Here is a 20,672-nt window from a genome sequence, read left to right as displayed (position 1 = left end):
AGCAGAGGACTGAAAATCCTCGTGTCACTGGTTCGATTCCAGTTCGGGCCACCAGTAAAGAAGTTTGATAATATCAAACTTCTTTTTTTTATAACCTGTTAAGTTTATAGAAGAAAATAGTTAATAGATATAAAACTTAGATATCTTAGTATTGTTGAATAAAATGAGTTTTAAAAGGAAAAAATATAAAAAAAGCTTTACAAAATAAAATATAGCGTGTATACTAATAAAGTAAGTTAAGTCTTATACATGGCCCGATAGCTCAGTCGGTAGAGCAGAGGACTGAAAATCCTCGTGTCACTGGTTCGATTCCAGTTCGGGCCACCAGTAAAGAAGTTTGATAATATCAAACTTCTTTTTTTACGTGTTTTTATAGGCGAGATAAATTAAAATGAAATATAGATATAAAAATAGCTAATCTTGAATTTTCAAGATTAGCTATTTTTATAATAAATGTAATATTACCATTTTGATTTATTTGAGTGACCTTCAATTTCTGCTTTTGATCTTTGTTTAATTACCCAAGCTTCATCTTTAGCTTTTGTAAATAAGTTAAAGCAAGCAGGGTCTAAGTTGTCTTCGATTCCTTCTTGGCTAAGTTTAATCATTCTATCAGCAAGTGCAATCATTTCAGCATGAATTGAATTTGTTTTATCAGCTCTGTAAATTTTTTCTACTACTTCAGCATCAAGTTTATTGAATTTCTCAGTTCCAAGCCCACATTTAGGGCATTTTTCTGGAGCATTTTCTCCTTCATGTATATATCCACAAACAGTACATTTAAATAAATTTTTCATTGTTCATCCTGCTACTTAAAATATAGACAAAAGTGTCTATATCAAGAAAATTACTGTTTCTCAGTCCCTCATTTCGTATATACTACTCTGATTTGATATAGAACTCCACAGTCTTTAAATCCGAACTAGCCATCCGTATATAAGTAGCTTTCCCCTTTCTTTATTTTGTTATTCATTTGGCTAGGGCTATTACACACTTTCTCGATTTAAAAGTATGTTTAGGTACTTTTATACCTATTTGTCTATAATTCTAAGAACTATTAAAAGCTCCTAATAATTTTAATATATATTATCTAAGTTAATTTTGAATCAAATATTCTATTTCTAGAATTTAGTATCTTTAATATAAGTATAAAATTTTAGTGAAAAGTATGTCTTTATACTAAATTTTATTTATATTATAGCATAGTTAAAAAATATTTAACTATAAAATATTTTCCAAATCATATGAAATGCTATATTAATATTATACAATTTAATTGCATAATCGTCAAGTGGTATTAGTGAGGTGTAAATTTATATAATTGATAGTATTTTTTGAAAAAATATAGGAATACTAATTAAATAGTTTTTAAATTATCAATAGTATTTTAAACTTTAATGGATTTTAAAAAGATTATTATAAATAAAGTAAAAAAAGTAAATAGATTTGAATAAAATTACTCTTATAGAAAACTTTTTTAATTGAATTGAATATGTTATTATATTATTAATATAATTTATATGAAAAAAGGAGAATTTTTAATATGGAAAATAAAGTTTTAGCTGTAGTAGCTGGAAGAGAAATAACAACTAATGATATCGAGATAATCATGGGGAAATACCCAGAGCAACAAAGAGCAATGTTCGCTACTGAAGATGGTAGAAAAGCTATCTTAGAGCAAGCAATAGGATTTGAGCTTATGTACCATAAAGGTAAAGAACTTAAAATAGATGAAACACCAGCTTTTGCTCAACAATTAGAAATTTTTAAGAAAGAATTATTAATACAAAGAACTGTTGAAGATGTTTTATCAAAAGTTATTGTAACTGATGATGAAGCTAAAGCTTACTATGATGAGAATCAAGGTGAGTTTGGTGAGCCAGAAAGAGTTGTTGCAAAACATATATTAATGGCTGATGAAGAAGCTCTTCAAGCTGTTAAAAATAAAATAGAAGCTGGAGAAGTAACATTTGAGCAGGCTGCTAGAGAAAATTCAACATGCCCTTCAAGTGCACAAGATGGAAATCTTGGTGAGTTCTCAAGAGGAATGATGGTTCCTGAGTTTGAAAATGTTGCTTTTGATATAGCTGTTGGAGAAGTTAGTGGAGTAGTTAAATCTCAATTTGGTTATCATTTAATCAAAGTTGAAGAGAAAAAAGATGCTGCTGTTCAAGCTTTTGAAGTAGTTAAGGCTGCAGTAATTCAAAAATTAAGTGGTAATGCACAACAAGATAAATACATGGGTATGCTTGTATCTCTTGAAAATAAATATGGTGTTGAAAGAAAATAATCTGATTTTTAAATAAATTAGGTTTTTAATAGAGAAAGATGCAGTGAAAATTTTACTGCATCTTTTTTTGTGCACAAGAAAAATTTAATTAGTATTTAAATTTTGAAGGAGATTATTTAGATATTATTAAGGTAGTTAAATTTTAGAGTTAGGTAGGGTAATTTATGTTATAATAACATATGTAAATTTAAAACAAATTACAGTCTTAAAATGAGTTAGACTTTAAAGTATTTTATTATTTAAAGTTTAGTCTTTTAGAGGATTAGAGGTGAATTTTTTTGAGAAAATGGATTGAGTTGGAAAAAAGTATTTTTTCTAACTGGAAAATGGTACTAGACATATCAAAAAAAGAATTTAAAAAGGAATTTGCAGGTTCAAAGCTAGGAATTTTATGGGCTATTATTAGACCACTAGCAATGATTGCTGTATTCTGGGTAGTTTTTGGTATGGTTTTTGGTGGGGGAGATATGCCATCAGGATTTAAGCAAAAAGCACCATACCTTGTATGGCTTGTAGCAGCTTATGTACCTTGGATATTTATTTCAGACTACATAGTAGCAGGGGCTGGATCTATAAGAAATAGTGCATTTCTTGTAAAAAAGGTAAAGTTCCCAGTGCAAATATTACCAAGTATTAGACTTATGATGAGTTTTTATACTTTCTTAATATTTCTAGTAATTAATTTTATTATTATGGGGATATATGGATGGCTAGGAAATATAAATTATATATATTTAATTTATGCGATAATTGTAACTGTTATTTTTATGACAGCTTTATCAAGAATTTTAGCAACGTGGGTTGTTATGTCAATAGACTTTATGCATGCGATAGGAATATCAATGCAGTTCCTATTCTGGCTTAGTCCTGTAATGTGGGATATGAGTCAAATGGTTACACAGCTTGCAAAGAAACCAGAACTTTTACAACTTGGGCTTAATGTAGTTAAGCTTAATCCATTAACATATTTAGTGTTAGTGTTTAGAGATGCATATCTTGGTACGGGTTGGGTTTCACAACCATTCTTTGGAATGCCGGGATGGACTTATACAGTCTATTTCTTTGTTATAACATTAATTTTATTTATTGTTGGAACAAAAGTGTTTAATAAATTTAGACCAGAATTTGATGATGTTCTATAAAAAGCGAGGTTAGAATATGTCAGTAGTTATAGAGGCTAAAAATCTTACAAAAATGTATAAGATGTATGGAAATCAGAATGAAAAGATACTTTCATTCTTAAGTAAAAGAAAATTTGAAAAGTTTTATGCTTTAAATAATGTTTCTTTTGAGATAAGTACAGGAGAGTGTGTTGGTATTATAGGACATAATGGTGCTGGAAAATCAACACTTCTAAAGATATTAACAGGAGTTGCTTTTGCAACTACAGGAGAACTGAATATAAATGGAAAGATATCTTCACTTCTAGAGCTTGGTTCAGGATTTAACCCTGAACTTTCAGGGATAGAAAATATTTATTTCAATGGAACTTTAAATGGACTTACAACAAAGGAAATTGATGAAAAAAAAGAGGATATTATAGAATTTGCCGATATTGGTGATTTTGTATACCAACCAGTTAAGAGTTATTCAAGTGGTATGTTTGCAAGGCTTGCATTTGCAGTTGCGATAAACATTGACCCTGATATTCTTATAGTTGATGAAATTTTATCAGTTGGAGATGTAGGTTTCCAAGTTAAATGTATGGAAAAATTTGAAGAGTTTAAAAAGTCAGGAAGAACTATAATTTATGTATCTCATGGGCTTGGTACAGTTAAGAAGTTCTGTGATAGAGCAATTTGGCTTCAAAAAGGTGCAGTTGTAGATGATGGTAACTCAGTTATAGTAGTTGAAAGATATTATAATATTAGTTTTAATCCTGCTGTAGCAGATAAGGCAGAGGAAGGTGAGAGTAATGTTATGCAAAACATTTCACTTACATCACCTAAAAAAGTTCTTTCATATAGAGAGGATTTAAATCTTGAGTTTAATTATGAGGTGCTTAAAGAAATTGAATCACCAAGAGTAGTTTTTGAACTTAGAAAAACAGACTATGAGCCAGGTACAACAAGAGGAAGTGACCAATTTATTTGTGCTTTTGATAGTGTAGATGAACATATTAATATTAAAGGACTTAAAGGAACTAATAAGTTTACTCTAAATCTTGAAGATGTTAGTCTTGTTGCAGGTGTTTACTATCTTGATGTAGTTGTGATTAGTGGTGGAGAAACTATATATAGAAAAGTTAATGCATTTGACTTTACTATGGAAGATAAATATAGAGGCGAAGGTTTCTTAATTTTAGAGCATTCTTGGAAGAAGTAATTTTTAGGAGGACTCGCAGTTGGGAGTAGTATTTGATAATTTTAAAAGAACTATAAAAGATGAGGGGCTTTTAGCTCTTCTAAAAAAAATATGTATGGATATTGGATATAGATTTTATTGTTTAAGAACTAGATCAAGATTTACATACAATAGGAATTATAATAAATATAACAAAATGTTTAAGAGAATACTTGATGAAGAAAAATATGAGGCAGTTGTTGTTTTTGATTCAAGAGTTGGATGGAATATTCCACTTTTTCAAAGGTCACAACATATGGCAAATGAGCTTACTGATAAGGGCTTATTATATTTCTATCGTTCATCTGAGCAATTTGATAAAGATATAACAGAAGTTAAAAAGTTAAAAGATAGATTACATATAGTGAATATGGCAAATTATGCTTTAAATAATGCTATGTTTGATGTGTTAAAAGAACATAAAGGACCAAAGTTTCTTTCAATGTATTCAACTGATATTTATCTTGATGAACCTTATATAAAGGAAAAGTATACAAATGGTGGATTCCACATTATATATGAGTATATTGATGAGATGTCTGATCAGATATCAGGATGGCTTCCAGAGTTTGTTTATGAAAGACATGATAATATCTTAAAAGATACAGAGAATTTTGCTATTGGTTCAGCTGATAAATTAATTGAAGAGATTAAAGATATTCGTGGGCAAGAAAATGTAGCTATGATAACAAATGGTGTTCAGTATAAGGATTGGATTAAGCATGATATAGAAGTTCCATCAAAGATTAAAGATTTAGTAGCAAAGGGAAATCCTATTATAGGATATTTTGGAGCACTTGCTAAATGGTTTGATTATGAACTTTTAAGAGAACTTGCGGTTCAAAGACCAAATGTTGAGATTCTTCTTATAGGATTTTTATATGATGGGGAGTTTAAAGCAAGTAAAGTTGAAGACCTTCCAAATGTTCATTATATAGGTGTTATAGATTATAAAGAACTTCCAAAGTACGGAAAGTTCTTTGATGTAGCAACTATTCCATTCCTGTTAAATGATATAACAGAGTCAACAAGCCCAGTTAAATTATTTGAATATATGGCAATGGCACATCCAATTGTAACAACTGATATGAGAGAATGTAGAAAATATAAATCAGTTCTTATAGGTAAAGATACAGATGATTTTATAGCTAAAATTGATGAAGCTTTAAGCATTCCAAAAGATAGTGAATACTATGAATGGCTTGAAGAAGAAGCTTTAGATAATACATGGACTAAGAAAGCAGATGTTCTATATGAACTTGTGAAGAAAAATATAAAGTAAAAGGTGATTAAATTTTATGAGTATATCAAAATCTATACAAAATTTCTTTAGACCTGTTGCACTTCCTTTGTATCATTTAATGAGATCAAGAGGGCAAGAAAAACATAAAGATGAATTCTTTACAGAAATGAGAGAAGTTTTAAATAGTAAAAAATATGATGCAGTTGTGATATTTGATGTCTATTTTGGATTCAATGTTAAGATGTTCCAAAGACCACAGCATATTGCTTTAAACATGGCAAAAGAGAATGTTTTATATTTCTATAAAGCATCACCTTATGTTGAAATAGATAAAGATATTAAAGTAAGTCAAAAGATAAAAGATAATTTATATCTTGTAAATACAGACCTGTATTGGTTACAGGAAGGTCTTTTAGATATTATAAAGGAAAGTAAAGTACCTTGTTTTGGGCAAATATACTCAACAAGTTTTACAGAGTATGATAAATATATGAAAAAATTTACTGATAGAGATTTTAAAATAATTTATGAGTATGTTGATGATTTATCAGATGAAATTGCAGGATATAAAATTCCAGAATCAGTTAAGAAGAGTCATACAAGTATGCTTGAAAATTCTGAAGATGTGTATGTTGTAACAACAGCTACAAAACTTTATGAAGAAACAGTTAGTATTAGAGGCGAGAAGAAAGTAAGACTTGTTACTAATGGTGTTGAGTTTGAACATTTCTCAGATATTAAGTGTGATAAAGTTCCTGATGAAATTAAGGATATAGTGTCATCAGGTAAAAAGATTATAGGTTATTTTGGCGCACTTGCAAAGTGGTTTGATTATGAACTTATTAAAAAGATGTCAAAGGAACTTCCAGATTATGAAATTATGCTTATTGGAATTAACTATGATAAATCTTTAGATAAGAGTGGAATATTAGGACTTTCAAATGTAACTTATCTTGGAACAAGAAATTATACAGAGCTTCCAACTTATGCGAAGTTCTTTGATGTTGGGATAATTCCATTTGTTATAAATGATATAACAGAGGCAACTAGCCCAGTTAAATTATTTGAATATATGGCACTTGGAAAACCAATAGTTACATCTGCACTTCCAGAGTGTAGAAAGTATCAGTCAGCACTTGTTAGTGAAGACCATAATGATTTTATTGCTAATATTAAAAAAGCAAGTGAACTTGAAAATGATGAAAAGTATTTAGAACTTCTTAAAAAAGAAGGGCTTGATAATACTTGGAGACAAAAAGCTATAGATATGAAAGAGCTTATTTTAAACTCTTAAGTACGGAGGTATGTAAAAATGTCTTATGCAGTTAAAGTAGAAAATGTAACTAAAAAATATAAAATATATACTAATGGAGCAAAAAAAGCAGCAATGATGAATCCTTTTTCTAAGAAAAAGGCAGATGAATTTGTTGCATTAAGTGATGTTAGTTTTGAAATTGCGAGAGGTGAAATTGTTGGTATTATAGGTAATAATGGGGCTGGAAAGTCTACAATGCTTAAAATACTATCAGGTGTTGCTTTTCAAAATGGTGGAACTGTTGATGTTAAGGGAAGAATTTCTTCACTTATAGAACTTGGAGCAGGTTTTAATCCAGAACTTACAGGAATAAGTAATATTTATTTCAATGGAAGTATTATGGGGATGAGTAAGAGTGAAGTTGATAAGGTTAAAGATAAAATTATTGATTTTGCAGAGCTTGGAGATTTTATAAATCAACCAGTTAAAAATTATTCAAGTGGAATGTATGCAAGACTAGCATTTGCTGTTGCTATAAATATAGACCCTGATATTCTGATAGTTGATGAAATATTATCTGTTGGGGATGTTGGATTCCAACAAAAATGTATGGCTAAATTTGATGAGTTTAAAAAACAAGGCAGAACTATAATATATGTATCTCATGGGCTTTCAACTATTCAAACATACTGTGAAAGAGCAATATGGCTTGAAAAAGGAAAAGTTAGAGATATAGGACCAGCATTTGATATAGTAGAAGATTATTATAGAAGTATGATGGAAAAAGGTGAGGAAGTAGAAGAAAGTAAAGCCTTTGTTGAGTTAACTGATGTTAAGATTGAAAATGATATAACAGAGATTTCATATGGTGAGGGTGTAACTTTCAATATTGAATATAATGTTTTTAGGGAAGATATAAAAAGTCCTGGTATAAGTGTAGAACTTAGAAAAGCATATAGAGAACCATGTGAATTTAGACATGTTGATCAGTTTATATGTGCAGTAAATAGTAATGTTGATGAATTTTCTATACCTTGGAAAGAGGGTAAGAATAAAGTACAGTTCTCATTTGATGATTTAAGAGTTACTGATGGGTTATATTATATTGATGTAATTTTTTCAGAAAGTCAGGATTTAGTTCCTTTAAACTCAAATGAAGGGGTAATATCTTTTAAAGTAAATAGTGATAAAAAATCACAAGGGTTTGTATTCTTAAAGGATAATTGGGAGGAATAATTGTATAATGTTTTTTAATAATAAAAAAAATAAAATGGAAAATGACTTAGCTACAGAGTTTAAAAATACTGTGGACAAGGGTTATGATAATCTTACGAATGAAGAGAAGTCAGTATTAAGTAGTAAAGTGCTTGAATGCTTTCCAAAAATAATGCAAGATCCACTATACGGGGATGCTAAAGGAGATTTTTCTGATAGTGTTTTAAGTGGAGATTTCCATAAGAGGTATGTAGATATTATTAAAATAATGGATACAGCTCTAAATACTGTTGTATACCAAACACAGGTAGAACAGATGAAAATAGGAATACAAAAGATATTTGATACAGAAGAGTATGATAGTGTTGTAATATTCCATGCAGGATTTGGATGGAATATAGAGCTTAAACAAAGACCACAACATCTTGCAGAGGCTATGTCAGATAAGAAGATATTATATATTTATAGAGCAAGTATTACTCAAGATGAAGATATATATGCTATTAAAAAAATAAAAGAGAATCTTTATGTTGCAAATATTGATATGGCACTTGTTAGAGATACTATTTTTGAGGTTATGGAACAAAAACAGATTAAAAGTAAATTTGTCCATGTATATGCAACTTGTCTTTATGATGTTACTTATAAAGATATCAAAACATATATGGATAAAGGATTTAAGGTTTTATATGATTTTGTTGATGAAATTTCAGAAGAGATTAGTGGTGTAGAGGTTACACAGGACTTGATAGATGACCATAAAACATTATTAACTAATACAAAAGATGTTTTAGTTATATCTACTGCTGATAAGCTTAAAAAACTTGCAGATGAGGCTAGAGGGACAGAACATTGGAGTATACTTGCACAAAATGGGGTAAACTTAAATGATTTTAAAAACCTTGGCTCAGAAGTTGGTAGTAAAATTAAAAAAATAGTAGATATGAAGAAACCAATCATAGGATATTATGGTGCTCTTGCTAGTTGGTTTGATTATAATAAAATAATTAAACTTGCAAAAGAAAGACCAAACTATGAGATAGTTTTAGTTGGGATAGATTATGATAAAACTCTTAAAAAGAGTGGAGTTTTAGATATGCCAAATGTTCATTATACAGGTATAGTAAAATATAAAAATCTCATAAAACAATATGCTTGTCATTTTGATGTATGTACAATTCCATTTATAAAAAATGAAATAACAGATGCAACAAGCCCTGTTAAGTTATTTGAGTATATGGCACTTGGAAAACCAGTTGTTACAACTGATATAAATGAGTGTAAAAAATATGAGAGTTGTAATATAGCAAGTAGTGATGAGGAGTTTATAATACAGGTTGATAAGGCTTTAGGGCTTAAAGATAATGTAGAATATAAAGAGCTACTTAAAAAAGAAGCAGAAGATAATACTTGGCTTCATAGAGCACAAGTTATAAAAGATGCTATGATGAAATAAGATAAAGCCTAGAAATATTTAAATATATTTCTAGGCTTATTTTTATAAAAATTTACACTACTGGTTCAAAAGAAATTGATAATATATCTGATGCATCAGCTTCAAATGTTAATGGCTCACCAAGACCATCGGTAGCAGAATAGAAAGTTACTTTAAATTCAAATTCAGCATTTATATCAAATGAATCACCAGCTGTAATTTTTTCTATTTTAGCACTAACTATAGATACTTTATTAACTGTTAAAGGAGTTGCAAGATTTACAACTTGAACTGTAGCAGTTTCATCAACACCAGCATCTTCTAATAAATTTATATTAAGATTATAGTTTTTAGCTTTTGTTGTATTATGATTTGGAACTATGATAAATTGATTAGTTCCATCTATTGATAAATTACCAAGTCCTGTATCAATAGATGCAGTATTTGTAAGTCTATCAAATGGAGCAGCACTAGGAACTACTGTACCTTGAGCTAAAATTATAACATTTCCAATTGAAACAGAATCAGCTGTTCCATCAAAAGTTAAAACTATTTCTCCGTCTGTAGGTGTTCCTCCAAGAACTGCGCTTGTAATTGTGATATCTGAAGCTGAAGCTATATATTTTACAAGTTTAAACCAATCAGCTTGGATAGATTGACCTGTTAAATCTAAAGCCACCCCAACTGAATCTGTTAAAACTACTGAAAGTGTAGATGCTGTAATTATTGAAAGGTCTGCATTTAAAATTTTTGCTAACATTATTATATCCTCCTAAAGTTTTATTATAGAATAGTGTATGAAGAAGCTTTGGGAATAGTTAATATTATTTAATTAACAAAGGATGATTTTTCTCATTAATAATAAGATTAATACTTTTAATATCATCTAATTCTTTAGAGTTTGGAAGTTTTAAAGTAGTACCTGTTGATTTGCAAAAAATAGAATTTATAGGAAGTGGAATATCTGTTAGCTCATTTAATTTTGCTATTATATTTAGTGGTGCAGAAAGATTAGCAAGTGAAGTGATAGAGAAATTCAAAAAATTATAGATATAAGAATCAGGATATATATATAATGAAAGGTTTGAAGTTTCTATAAAATTTAGAGAATATAAGTAATTTGAAATATATAAATTTGGGGTGTTTTTAGGATATAAATTTATCTTTACAAGATTTTTTTTCAAATTAGCATCTGTGTGTACATATAATGGTTTATTAGAATGACTAGTACAATAAATATTAGTTATACTTTTGGATGTAGCTTTAGCATTAATATAAAGTTTAATATTATCAGACACATTTATATTTAGTTCTTGTAAATCTTTAATTATATTTGTTTGCACATAAAAATTATTTAAAGTATCTGTTTCGTTTGAAAATTGTATATGATTAGCTGAAAAATTACTTTCAAAGGTAATATTACAACTATTTAAAAATCGTATATTAGAATCAAATATTCCAGAAAGTGATATATTAGATGAAATAAAATCTAATGTAGATAATTTTGATTTTGATGAATAGATACTTATAAAAGAATTAGAAGTTACCTTTGTTGAAGTGATTTTTGAATTTTTTATATTAATAGCTTTCATATATAACCTCTCTATTTAAATTTAATTTCAAGTATGCAATCAGATGTTGGTAGTTCATTCAATTTAGAATCATATAGTGTTAAAGTATAAGTTTTATGTGTTGAGTCTTCTGAAGTTAGCTGTATAAAGGAGTGTTTAGAATTAATACCATTTATAAGTGATAAATTTTTACTTGTAGATAAGATAATATTATTTTTAAAAAAAATAGTATTAGCATTATAAGTTGAACTTAGGATATTTTGTGGAACTGAAGCTTTAAGTAAAATATAAGAGTTTTGTTTTGAAGTTAATATATCAAAGTTTAAAAATGAAAAAATTATATTTGAACTTTCAGAATTTATTTTTATAAAAAAGCTTAATGAATTTACAGTTAATAGAGATTTTAAAATTTTAAGTCGTATATATTTCATAGTTTTGATAAAGACAAACTCATGAGTTTTTAATACGATAGAATCTAATTCTATATAAATATTACTAGAATCTAGTTTTACATCTTTATCTATCTGAAATGTTAAAATATCATCATTCATATAAAAGTTTGTAATAAGCATTAAAAAATCTCCTTCCTATAAAATTTCTAAATTAGTAATATTACAATTTTCAATATTAAGAGTGAAGTTTGCTGAGAGTTTGACAAAAAAGTTTTGAGCTTTAATATTTATAAGTGTAATATTTATATCATCATATGCACCGTCATCTAAGTTATATAAGTACAAAGTTTTAGTGAAAGTAGTTTCTAAATCAGGACTTCCATAGATAAATATATTAGATGTTTTATCTACTAAAATTTGTGTATCTGTGGTTATAATAGCTCCAAGCATTGTCCAATTAACACCATTATCTAAAGGTATAGAGGTTATAATATTTAAAGGCTCAATTTTTAAAAATGCACTAAAGTTTTTGTATGGTTGAATATTATTAATACTAAGTATTGATTCAAAAGAAGTAAAATCACAATATGAAATATTAATTATATTTTGGAAGAAAAAATTAAATGTTGAACAATCAATAATGATATTTAAAACATCTAGTGTACTAAAAATTTGGGCAGTTGAAAATTTAAGGTTAGGTGGAAGAATTAGATTTTCACCAAAAATATTTAGTATTCCTGTATTTTCAATATTAAGTTCAATTTTACTTTTATCTGTGTTTATTGAAGGTAAAATAAACACATTATCTTTGATTTTTTTTATATATTCTGAAAAAGTTATTTTTATAATAGTTTTAAAGATATTTGATGTATATGAGATGATACCTTTTTTTGATATAAAAGATTTAGAAGTAAATGATCTAAATTCTAGTAAATTATTGTAGTTTAAATCTATGGTATAAGGGATAGACTTATTAAGATATTTTACAGTGATAAAATCAGTAAATAAATCAAAAGAATCTATATTTTTGAGTGTAATATACATTATATTTTTGCTTTTTGCATAAGGGATATATGTAGCAGAATATATAACTTTTGAGCATAAAGTAAATGAAAAATCAGAAGCAGCATATCTTAAAATTTCATTGGTAGCCTCAAGAGCTAAGGACAAATTAAAATCTTCATAAGATATAATACTTACATTTTTAAGTTTAGTTGCATTAGCATAATCTATAATAGCAGTAGGCAGATGAATCTTATTAACCAAGTTTGATTTAGTCATAACAAAATAAGTTTTAGTAGGGGATATAAAGCCTACATATAAAAAAATAGAACTATGATTTTCATATAATTCTTTTGTGAAAGTTTCATTTATATAAAATGAAACAAAGTCATCACCAAAAGTTTGTATATTAATTATTAGTTTATCGAGTGTTATAAAAATACGTTTGTTTTGTGTAAATTCTACTGAGAAATTTGAAGGATTTAAAATACTATAATGTGTACTTGTATGCATTGGTACAGAAAATTTTATAAAAAGAATATTTCTATCAAAGAAACAAAAATCAACAAAGTTTTTATCCATAAATCCTCCTAAAATAAAGTCTATCAACTATATTTTATTTTTATATAATGATAAAAATTACTAGATAAGAAATAAAAATAAAAAAGATGCATGATTTAACATACATCTTAGGTAAGTAATTAGTTATTAATTAGAAGTTCAGTATAAGATTCTATAAACATATCAGACTTGTCCATCATTTCTTGATTATGATGTGAACTATAACTATCATGTACACCAATAACTTTAAATCCACCTTTTTTAGCACCCTCAACAGCAGTTGGGATATCTTCAAAAACAATAATATCTTTTGGTTCTACATTAAGTCTACTTGCAGATAAAAGATATACATCAGGATGGTTCTTTCCTTTTGATACTTCACTTGTGATTGTTATATCATCAAATAAATCAAATATGTTGTTAGATTTTAAAGAAGCTGTAGCAAGCTCATAAGAGTTGCTAGTAGCTAGTCCGATTTTTACACCAGAGTTTTTAAGCTCAGTTAAAAATTCTAAAACACCTTCTTTAAGTTTAATTTCATTTTTATATTTATCAGATGCCATTTCATTCCATCTTTGTCCAATCTCCTCAGATGTTTGTGGAATATTAAACTTCTCTTTGAAATACTTAGCCGTATTATCAAAACTAAGATGATTTATAGCTTTCTTTAACTCAAGTAAATCAACAGGCTCTGTATATCCAATTTCTTTTATGTAATCAATGTCTATTTGAACCCATACACCCATTGAGTCTATAAGTGTTCCATCTAAGTCAAAAATAGCTGCTTTTATATTATTTATCATAAAGCCACCCCCTACTTAAATATTTTAACATATATTTGAAATATTAGAGTGTTAAAATATTTAAAACAAGAGATGAAATTTATCATTTAAGAAAGTAAAATCATAGTATATAAAAAATGATAAAATAGTAAAAAAATTATAGAATATAGATATTTTGATTAAAAAATATAAAGAAGGGAATAATTTAAATAATACATTTAATGAAGGAGGCTGACATATGAGTTTAAAAATTGCACTAATATTAGGTGGATTATGGATTGGTGGATTTATATTTTTCTTAGCATTATTTAAGGCAGCGGGAAGAGGGGATAGAATGCTTGAAACTATGAAAGATGATTTAGAAAATGAAATAAAAAAAGATGAAGAAAAAGCACAATAAAAGCTAAATGAAATCTAAGTATATTTAAAGAATATATTTAGATTTTTTTATTTTACATATTTAAATTAATTTATAAAGAATGATTTGTAAAAGAGATTAATATATTAAGATGATAACAATTTAATAGTAGAGGTAAATATGGTAGATGTAATTTTAGATGCTAGTCATGGTGGCGAAGATATAGGGGCAGTTGGCATTTTGGGAACTAAAGAAAAAGAATGTACTCTTTACATAGCAAGAGCTTGTAAGAATATATTAGAAGCTAAAGGGGTTAGTGTTAAGTTAACTAGAGAAAAGGATGAATTTATAGAAGGTTCAGAAAGAAGTTATATTGCAAATAAAAATAAAGGGAAATGCTTTGTAAGTATACACTTAAATACTTCAGATGATAAACGAGAATGTGGTTTAGAAGTTATATCATCAAATGTAAGTAAAGAGGTATCAAATTTATCTTTTAATTTATTGAAATCACTTAGCAGTAGTTCAAAAATAAATAGTAGAGGGACAAAGTATAGTGATTTAATTTTATTTAAAGAAACTACTATGCCAAGTTCTATGGTTAAACTTTGTTTTATGACTAACCCAAGAGAAGAAAAATTATTATTAGATGAAAGATTTAATAATGAAGTAGCAAACCTTTTAGCAGAAGGTGTTATCAAATATCTTGATGATAAAGAAGAAAAAGAGGAGGAAACTATTATCAGTACTCAAAGTAATGAATTAATTTTAGAGAATAATATAGTAAATACTGATGGAGCACTTACAAAAATACAAGGTGGAGAAATTCCAGAGAAAAATCAGGTAAAGCAGTGGGCAAAGAATAAAAATATAGATGAAAAGTATATAAAACTTGTAGATTTATATTGGGGATTATATAAAGAACGTGGAGGTATAAATCCAGCAATAGCATTTGCACAAGCTATTATAGAACTTAATAGAATAAATTTAATTTCAGATGGTAAGGAAATATATAATAATCCAGGCGGGTTAAGAGAAGATAAAAGTGAAGATTATAAAAAATTTGATACTTGGAAAGAAGGTTTAGAAGCTCATTTAGACCATTTAGCACTTTATGTAGGGGCTAAAGGATATCCCAATAAACAGAGTAAAGACCCAAGACATTTTTCATATTTATTTGGTGTTTGTAAATATGTTGAGAATTTATCAGGGAAGTGGAACTCTGACCCAGAGTATGGAATAAATATATTGAAATTTTATTATGAAATTTTAGAAACACAAACAAAAGATATATTTAGAGAAAGCATAGAAGGGATAGATGGTCTTAAAACTCAAATAGGAGATTTTAAATCTAAGGTTGTATTAATGGGTAGAACTTTAGAGGAAGTATGTAAAGAATATAATCAAATTTATAAGAGTTTAGAAGTTTTAAAAGATGAGATAGTTAGCTTAGAGGTAGATAAAAAAGACCTTGAAATAAAGAATGTAGAACTTATAAAAAATGTTTCAGAGCAGAAAAAGGTACTTGGTGAAATAGTAAAAATTATTGGTGGAACAATACCTAAAAAATAATAAAAAATCCTAACTGTAGCGCAGTTAGGATTTTTTTTGTTTTGTTAAGTTTTCTGCAAATAAAAAAAGAATTGCTATTGCAATTCTTAAATGGTCGGGGTGACAGGGCTTGAACCTGCGACCTCATGCTCCCAAAGCACGCGCGCTCCCATCTGCGCCACACCCCGCTGACATTTATAATTATATATGCAATTGTTAATAATGTCAATAAAAAAAGAATGAAAAATTAATTTTTTTGTGGAAATAATAAAAAGATTAACTAAGTTTGAATAAAATATGAATAAATGTATAATATAAGTTCGGAGGTGTTGTTATGAAATCAGTAAGTATAGTTTTATTAATAGCTAGTTTTTTATTAGTTATTATGGGGTTATTTTTAATTGTGATGAGTTCAAAGAGTCAAAATGAAGCAATTAAAAGTTCGAAGGTAAATGGAATTGGTAATTTAGTGCTTGGACTTATAGGAACAACTATTGCAATTATATATCAATTTGTAGAAATGGATAAGAATATTATTCTTGTATTATTTTTTGGTTCAGCAGTAATAATAAGTGTGATTCAGATATTAGTTAAAAGAAAATTAAAAAAGTAAAAAAAAGTAAAAAACATTTGAAATAGGAGTTTTCATGGTGTATACTATTACATAAAGATTAAGAATTTATTACGAAATTAAGTTTTTTAAATTACAAAGAAGGATCTTCTTATATTTAGAAAGTTAATATGAAGTTCTTAAATCAAAATATGGGGAGGTTCGATCTAAAATTATAATTTGTAGAAAATTTAATTTTGGAGAATTTTAATATGAAGAGAAGAGTAATATCGATAGTGCTAGCATGCAGTATAGTAGCTGGTACAAGTTATCAAGCCTTTGCGACTCCTATATCAGATGGACAGAAAGAAAAAATTGAAGAGACTAGAAATAATTATAATGAACTTAATTCAAAAACAGCTAAACTTGAAGCAGAATTAAATACGCTTACAGCGAATATGAATCCTGTCTTTATGGCTAAAGAAGAAAATGATAAGAAGATAGGTTCAATACAAGCAGAAAGTGCTCAAATTGAAAAAGAAATACCAGAGATTCAAGCTTTAATAAAAGAGAAAGAAGCTATACTTGGTAAAAGAATGAATGGAATTTATAAGTCAGGTGGACAAATGAATTACCTATCAATGATTTTATCATCAGATAGTATAGGTGATTTTATTGGTACAATGGATGCAGTAACAAGAATTATGCAAGTTGATAAAGATGTTATTGAAGAAGTTGAAGCTGATAAAAAAGTACTAGATGATAAAATTAAAAAGTTAGAAGATCAAAAAGTCGAATTGGACAAGCTTAATGAAGATAATATAGTTAAGATTAAAGAATTTGAACAAATGGAAGATAAGCAAGAAAAGTTAATGGAAGAACTAGAAGTAGAAAAGAAAGAGGTGAATCTTGATTTAACAGATCTTGAAAGACCTTTAGCTAAGCCATTAATTGATATTATAAATAATTCAAGTAGTACAAAAGCTCAAATTGAAACAGCTGTTGGATCATTAAGAGGTTTGAGAAATCAAATTGTTAGTCCAAGTGTTGATAAAGAGATAGTATCTGCTATGGAAAAAGGAAAAAATAGAATAGATGAGCTTGCAGTTGTAACTCCACCACCAGTTTCAGGGGGAGGAAGTTCTACAGAAGGTTCAGGAAATCAAGGTGGTGGATCTGTAGTAGCACCTCCAGCATCAGGAAGTACTGTTGATAGAATAATAGCTAACGCATATACACATGTTGGAAAACCATATATATATGGTGCAACAGGACCAAATGCATTTGATTGTTCAGGGCTTACACAATATGCTTATAGAGCAGCAGGGGTAGGTATTTCAAGAACAACTTATACACAAGTAAGAGAGGGGCGTCATGTTCCAAGAAATCAACTTCAAAGAGGTGACCTTATATTTACAGAAGGAACACCATCAAATCCAACACATGTTGGAATTTATATAGGAAACAATCAAATGATTCATGCAGCAAGACCGGGTGTTGGTGTTAAAGTTGGGTCAGTTTATAAATATGTAACAGCAAGAAGAATTTTATAATTTAGGTTTTTAAATAGCAGGCTAGGGGGATAGCCTGCTATTTTTATATATAAATGGGGTTTTAGAATTTTAATTTATTTAATGAAAAGGTTTTAATAATATACTAATATTTATATGATTTACGAATAATAAGTGTTACACTATGGTATTATTTTTTAGTATTTTATATAATAGACTTTAGAGTCTTGGAAAGAAGAGAGTGTGAGAAGATGGAAAATATAAAAGAAATGGATTTATCATTATTAAAAGATGGAGAGTCACTTGATGATTTACAACTTGATGGTATTCATTTAATTCAAAAGGAAGATGGATTTAGATTTGGAATAGATGCAGTTCTACTTGCTAATTTTGCAAATGTGAAAACAAAGCATACAGTAATAGATTTGTGTACAGGAACAGGGATTGTACCTTTTATTATAAAAGGGAAAAAGCATCCAAAGAAAATTATTGGAATAGAAATTCAAGAAGAGTTTGCAGAGATGGCAAGAAGAAGTAAAAAAATTAATGGTTTCGGAGATGAAATGGAGTTTATAGAAGGGGATTTAAAAGATTTAGAACTTTTAAAAAGACTTCCAAGAGCTGATGTTTTAACTGTTAATCCTCCATATAAACTTAGAAATGCAGGAATCATTAATGAAACTGATAAATTATCTATTGCTAGACATGAAATAATGTGTACTTTAGAGGATGTAATAGCATCTTCAAGGAAATTATTACAAGATAGTGGTAGAATGTTTATAGTACATAGACCAGAAAGGCTTGCAGATATATTTACTTTAATGAGAAAATATAGAATAGAGCCAAAAAGAGTTCAAATGGTTCATCCAAATACTAAAAAAGCAGCTAATATAGTTTTAGTTGAAGGTCAAAGAGATGGAGGAAAGTTCCTAAAATGGGAGCCAGCTTTATTCGTTTATGATGAAAATGGAAATTACTCAGAAGAGATAAATAAAATCTATGGAAGATAGGTTTTTAGGAGGCGTTTAATATGACAGGAACTATATATTTAGTACCAACACCAATTGGAAATTTAGGGGATATAACACTTAGAGCATTAGAAACACTTAAGAAAGTTGATCTTATTGCAGCTGAGGATACAAGACAAAGTTTAAAGCTTCTTAATCATTTTGAGATTAAGAAACCACTTATAAGTTATCATATGCACAATGAGCAAGGGAAAAGTGATCACTTAATTGAAAAAGCTAGAAATGGTGAAAGTATTGCGGTAGTAAGTGATGCAGGAACACCAGGGATTTCAGATCCAGGGGCAGTTATAGCTAAAAAATGTATAGAACAAGGTATTGAGTTTGTTGTATTACCAGGTGCTACAGCCTTTACTACAGCACTAGTATATTCAGGTCTTGATACAACTAAATTTATGTTTAAAGGCTTTTTCCCAAGAGAGAATAAGGAAAGAAAAGCATTTTTAGCTGATATAGAGCAGAGAACAGAAACTATAATGGTGTATGAATCACCATATAGAGTTATAGATGCGCTAGGAAGTATGTTAGAAGGTCTTGGGGACAGAAATGTTGCAGTTTGTCGTGAACTTACAAAAATGCATGAGAGTATATATAGAGGGACTTTTAGCGAAGCAATAAACTTCTTTGCAGAAAAGGCACCAAGAGGTGAGTTTGTAATTGTAATAGAAGGGAAAAGTAAAGAAGCTTTAGAACTTGAAGAAAAATCTAAATGGGAACATATGACTATAGAAGAGCATATTATTTCATTTATAGATGCTGGTGAAAAGAAAAAAGATGCTATTAAATTAGTAGCAAAAGAAAGAAATATTCCTAAAACAGATATTTATAAACATTCATTAAATTTATAGGATTAAAAGCAGAGTAAATTGAATTTACTCTGTTTTTTTTATTTTTAAAATGTAAAATTATGGTATAATTTATAGTGGGAGAAGGGGGAGATTATGAGGAAAAAAAGAAAAAATAATAAAAAAAATATTATGATTAGGGTATTTGTTTTTATGTCAGTTTTAATAATTTGTAGTGGAATGGTTATTACATCTAAAAAATCAAATGATAAAGAAATAGATAAGCCTACTGAGAATAAGGAAGAAGAGTTAAAAGACGTTAAAGAAATAGAAAAAAAAGAAATTATAGTTAGTGCAGCAGGGGATTGTACACTTGGAACTGATACAAATTTTAATTATTCAAGTAGTTTAGTTGCTGCAGTAGCAGATTTAAATGATGATTATTCTCACATTATGAAAAATGTATATGATATATTTTCGAATGATGATTATAGTATAGTGAATTTAGAAAATGCATTTACAGTTTCAGATAAAAAGGCTTATAAAGGTGAGGGGAGAAATTTTCATTTTAAAGGCCCAATGGAGTTTGCTAATATTTTAAAAGAGGGAAATATAGAGGGTGTTACTATAGCAAATAATCATATCTATGATTATGGGAAGGATGGCTTTGAAGGTACAAAAAAAGTTTTAACTGAGAAAAATATAGATTTTTGTGGTGAGGGTAATGTTGTTTTAACTTAATTTGAGAGAATTCTCCCACCTCAACCGTAGGTAGGTGGTGAGATGAATCGACGAAAGCGTAG

The 20,672-nt window shown here is 28.2% G+C and carries 20 protein-coding genes and 2 tRNA genes; 15 read left to right on the top strand and 7 right to left on the bottom strand.

Annotation, left to right across the window (positions count from 1 at the left end):
• Window positions 1–251: 251 nt before the first annotated feature.
• A tRNA-Phe gene (locus Q0V15_RS05495) sits at window positions 252–327 on the top strand.
• 134 nt (window positions 328–461) lie between these two features.
• On the opposite strand, the gene Q0V15_RS05490 is transcribed toward Q0V15_RS05495, so the two are convergent.
• Window positions 462–797 carry a rubredoxin-like domain-containing protein gene (locus tag Q0V15_RS05490; protein ID WP_297436795.1) on the bottom strand — a complete coding sequence of 112 codons (336 nt, stop codon included), beginning with the start codon at window positions 795–797 and terminating at the stop codon, window positions 462–464.
• A 746-nt stretch (window positions 798–1,543) separates the two neighbouring features.
• Here Q0V15_RS05490 and Q0V15_RS05485 point away from each other — a divergent pair.
• The 7 genes from Q0V15_RS05485 (at window position 1,544) to Q0V15_RS05455 (ending at window position 9,802) form a co-directional block, all read left to right on the top strand.
• Window positions 1,544–2,290 (top strand): peptidylprolyl isomerase, encoded by a 747-nt coding sequence (locus Q0V15_RS05485; protein ID WP_297436793.1) that lies wholly within the window; start codon window positions 1,544–1,546, stop codon window positions 2,288–2,290.
• A 278-nt stretch (window positions 2,291–2,568) separates the two neighbouring features.
• Window positions 2,569–3,432, top strand: a complete 864-nt coding sequence (locus Q0V15_RS05480; protein WP_297436791.1) for an ABC transporter permease — start codon at window positions 2,569–2,571, stop codon at window positions 3,430–3,432.
• Between the two features lie 16 nt (window positions 3,433–3,448).
• Window positions 3,449–4,615, top strand: coding sequence for an ABC transporter ATP-binding protein (locus Q0V15_RS05475; RefSeq protein ID WP_297436789.1), 1,167 nt, complete (start codon window positions 3,449–3,451; stop codon window positions 4,613–4,615).
• A 19-nt stretch (window positions 4,616–4,634) separates the two neighbouring features.
• Window positions 4,635–5,915 (top strand): glycosyltransferase, encoded by a 1,281-nt coding sequence (locus tag Q0V15_RS05470; RefSeq protein ID WP_297436787.1) that lies wholly within the window; start codon window positions 4,635–4,637, stop codon window positions 5,913–5,915.
• Between the two features lie 16 nt (window positions 5,916–5,931).
• Window positions 5,932–7,170 carry a glycosyltransferase gene (locus Q0V15_RS05465; RefSeq protein WP_297436785.1) on the top strand — a complete coding sequence of 413 codons (1,239 nt, stop codon included), beginning with the start codon at window positions 5,932–5,934 and terminating at the stop codon, window positions 7,168–7,170.
• Window positions 7,171–7,188: 18 nt separating this feature from the next.
• Window positions 7,189–8,367: an ABC transporter ATP-binding protein gene (locus Q0V15_RS05460; protein ID WP_297436784.1), complete on the top strand. Its 1,179-nt coding sequence runs from the start codon at window positions 7,189–7,191 to the stop codon at window positions 8,365–8,367.
• Window positions 8,368–8,374: 7 nt separating this feature from the next.
• On the top strand, window positions 8,375–9,802 hold the full coding sequence (locus tag Q0V15_RS05455) for a glycosyltransferase (protein ID WP_297436783.1): 1,428 nt from the start codon (window positions 8,375–8,377) through the stop codon (window positions 9,800–9,802).
• Window positions 9,803–9,854: 52 nt separating this feature from the next.
• Here the strand turns inward: Q0V15_RS05455 and Q0V15_RS05450 are convergent, their stop codons facing one another.
• From Q0V15_RS05450 to Q0V15_RS05430, 5 genes are all read right to left on the bottom strand, one after another.
• Window positions 9,855–10,541 (bottom strand): hypothetical protein, encoded by a 687-nt coding sequence (locus Q0V15_RS05450; protein ID WP_297436780.1) that lies wholly within the window; start codon window positions 10,539–10,541, stop codon window positions 9,855–9,857.
• 64 nt (window positions 10,542–10,605) lie between these two features.
• Window positions 10,606–11,373 carry a hypothetical protein gene (locus tag Q0V15_RS05445; protein ID WP_297436778.1) on the bottom strand — a complete coding sequence of 256 codons (768 nt, stop codon included), beginning with the start codon at window positions 11,371–11,373 and terminating at the stop codon, window positions 10,606–10,608.
• Window positions 11,374–11,384: 11 nt separating this feature from the next.
• Window positions 11,385–11,924, bottom strand: a complete 540-nt coding sequence (locus tag Q0V15_RS05440; RefSeq protein WP_297436776.1) for a hypothetical protein — start codon at window positions 11,922–11,924, stop codon at window positions 11,385–11,387.
• A gap of 15 nt (window positions 11,925–11,939) precedes the next feature.
• The gene (locus Q0V15_RS05435) at window positions 11,940–13,328 is read right to left on the bottom strand and encodes a hypothetical protein (RefSeq protein ID WP_297436774.1); all 1,389 of its coding nucleotides are present in this window, start codon (window positions 13,326–13,328) and stop codon (window positions 11,940–11,942) included.
• A 119-nt stretch (window positions 13,329–13,447) separates the two neighbouring features.
• Window positions 13,448–14,110, bottom strand: coding sequence for an HAD family phosphatase (locus Q0V15_RS05430; RefSeq protein ID WP_297436772.1), 663 nt, complete (start codon window positions 14,108–14,110; stop codon window positions 13,448–13,450).
• Window positions 14,111–14,327: 217 nt separating this feature from the next.
• On the opposite strand from Q0V15_RS05430, the gene Q0V15_RS05425 reads away from it, so the two are divergent.
• On the top strand, window positions 14,328–14,489 hold the full coding sequence (locus Q0V15_RS05425; RefSeq protein ID WP_297436770.1) for a hypothetical protein: 162 nt from the start codon (window positions 14,328–14,330) through the stop codon (window positions 14,487–14,489).
• A 138-nt stretch (window positions 14,490–14,627) separates the two neighbouring features.
• Window positions 14,628–16,019, top strand: a complete 1,392-nt coding sequence (locus Q0V15_RS05420; RefSeq protein ID WP_297436768.1) for an N-acetylmuramoyl-L-alanine amidase — start codon at window positions 14,628–14,630, stop codon at window positions 16,017–16,019.
• 91 nt (window positions 16,020–16,110) lie between these two features.
• On the opposite strand, the gene Q0V15_RS05415 is transcribed toward Q0V15_RS05420, so the two are convergent.
• Window positions 16,111–16,186 (bottom strand) — tRNA-Pro (locus tag Q0V15_RS05415).
• 146 nt (window positions 16,187–16,332) lie between these two features.
• On the opposite strand from Q0V15_RS05415, the gene Q0V15_RS05410 reads away from it, so the two are divergent.
• From Q0V15_RS05410 to Q0V15_RS05390, 5 genes are all read left to right on the top strand, one after another.
• Window positions 16,333–16,611 (top strand): hypothetical protein, encoded by a 279-nt coding sequence (locus Q0V15_RS05410; protein WP_297436766.1) that lies wholly within the window; start codon window positions 16,333–16,335, stop codon window positions 16,609–16,611.
• Window positions 16,612–16,820: 209 nt separating this feature from the next.
• A complete protein-coding gene (locus Q0V15_RS05405) occupies window positions 16,821–18,101 on the top strand; it encodes an NlpC/P60 family protein (protein WP_297436764.1) in 1,281 nt (426 codons plus the stop codon).
• 209 nt (window positions 18,102–18,310) lie between these two features.
• The gene (locus Q0V15_RS05400; RefSeq protein WP_297436762.1) at window positions 18,311–19,069 is read left to right on the top strand and encodes a tRNA1(Val) (adenine(37)-N6)-methyltransferase; all 759 of its coding nucleotides are present in this window, start codon (window positions 18,311–18,313) and stop codon (window positions 19,067–19,069) included.
• A gap of 20 nt (window positions 19,070–19,089) precedes the next feature.
• On the top strand, window positions 19,090–19,932 hold the full coding sequence (gene rsmI / locus Q0V15_RS05395) for a 16S rRNA (cytidine(1402)-2'-O)-methyltransferase (RefSeq protein ID WP_297436760.1): 843 nt from the start codon (window positions 19,090–19,092) through the stop codon (window positions 19,930–19,932).
• 93 nt (window positions 19,933–20,025) lie between these two features.
• A complete protein-coding gene (locus Q0V15_RS05390; RefSeq protein ID WP_297436758.1) occupies window positions 20,026–20,610 on the top strand; it encodes a CapA family protein in 585 nt (194 codons plus the stop codon).
• The last annotated feature ends 62 nt before the right edge of the window (window positions 20,611–20,672 follow it).

The organism is uncultured Clostridium sp. (assembly GCF_947036855.1).
In the GTDB taxonomy this organism is placed as follows: Bacteria; Bacillota; Clostridia; order Clostridiales; family Clostridiaceae; genus Sarcina.
This window is presented reverse-complemented; position numbering and strand designations above follow the sequence as displayed.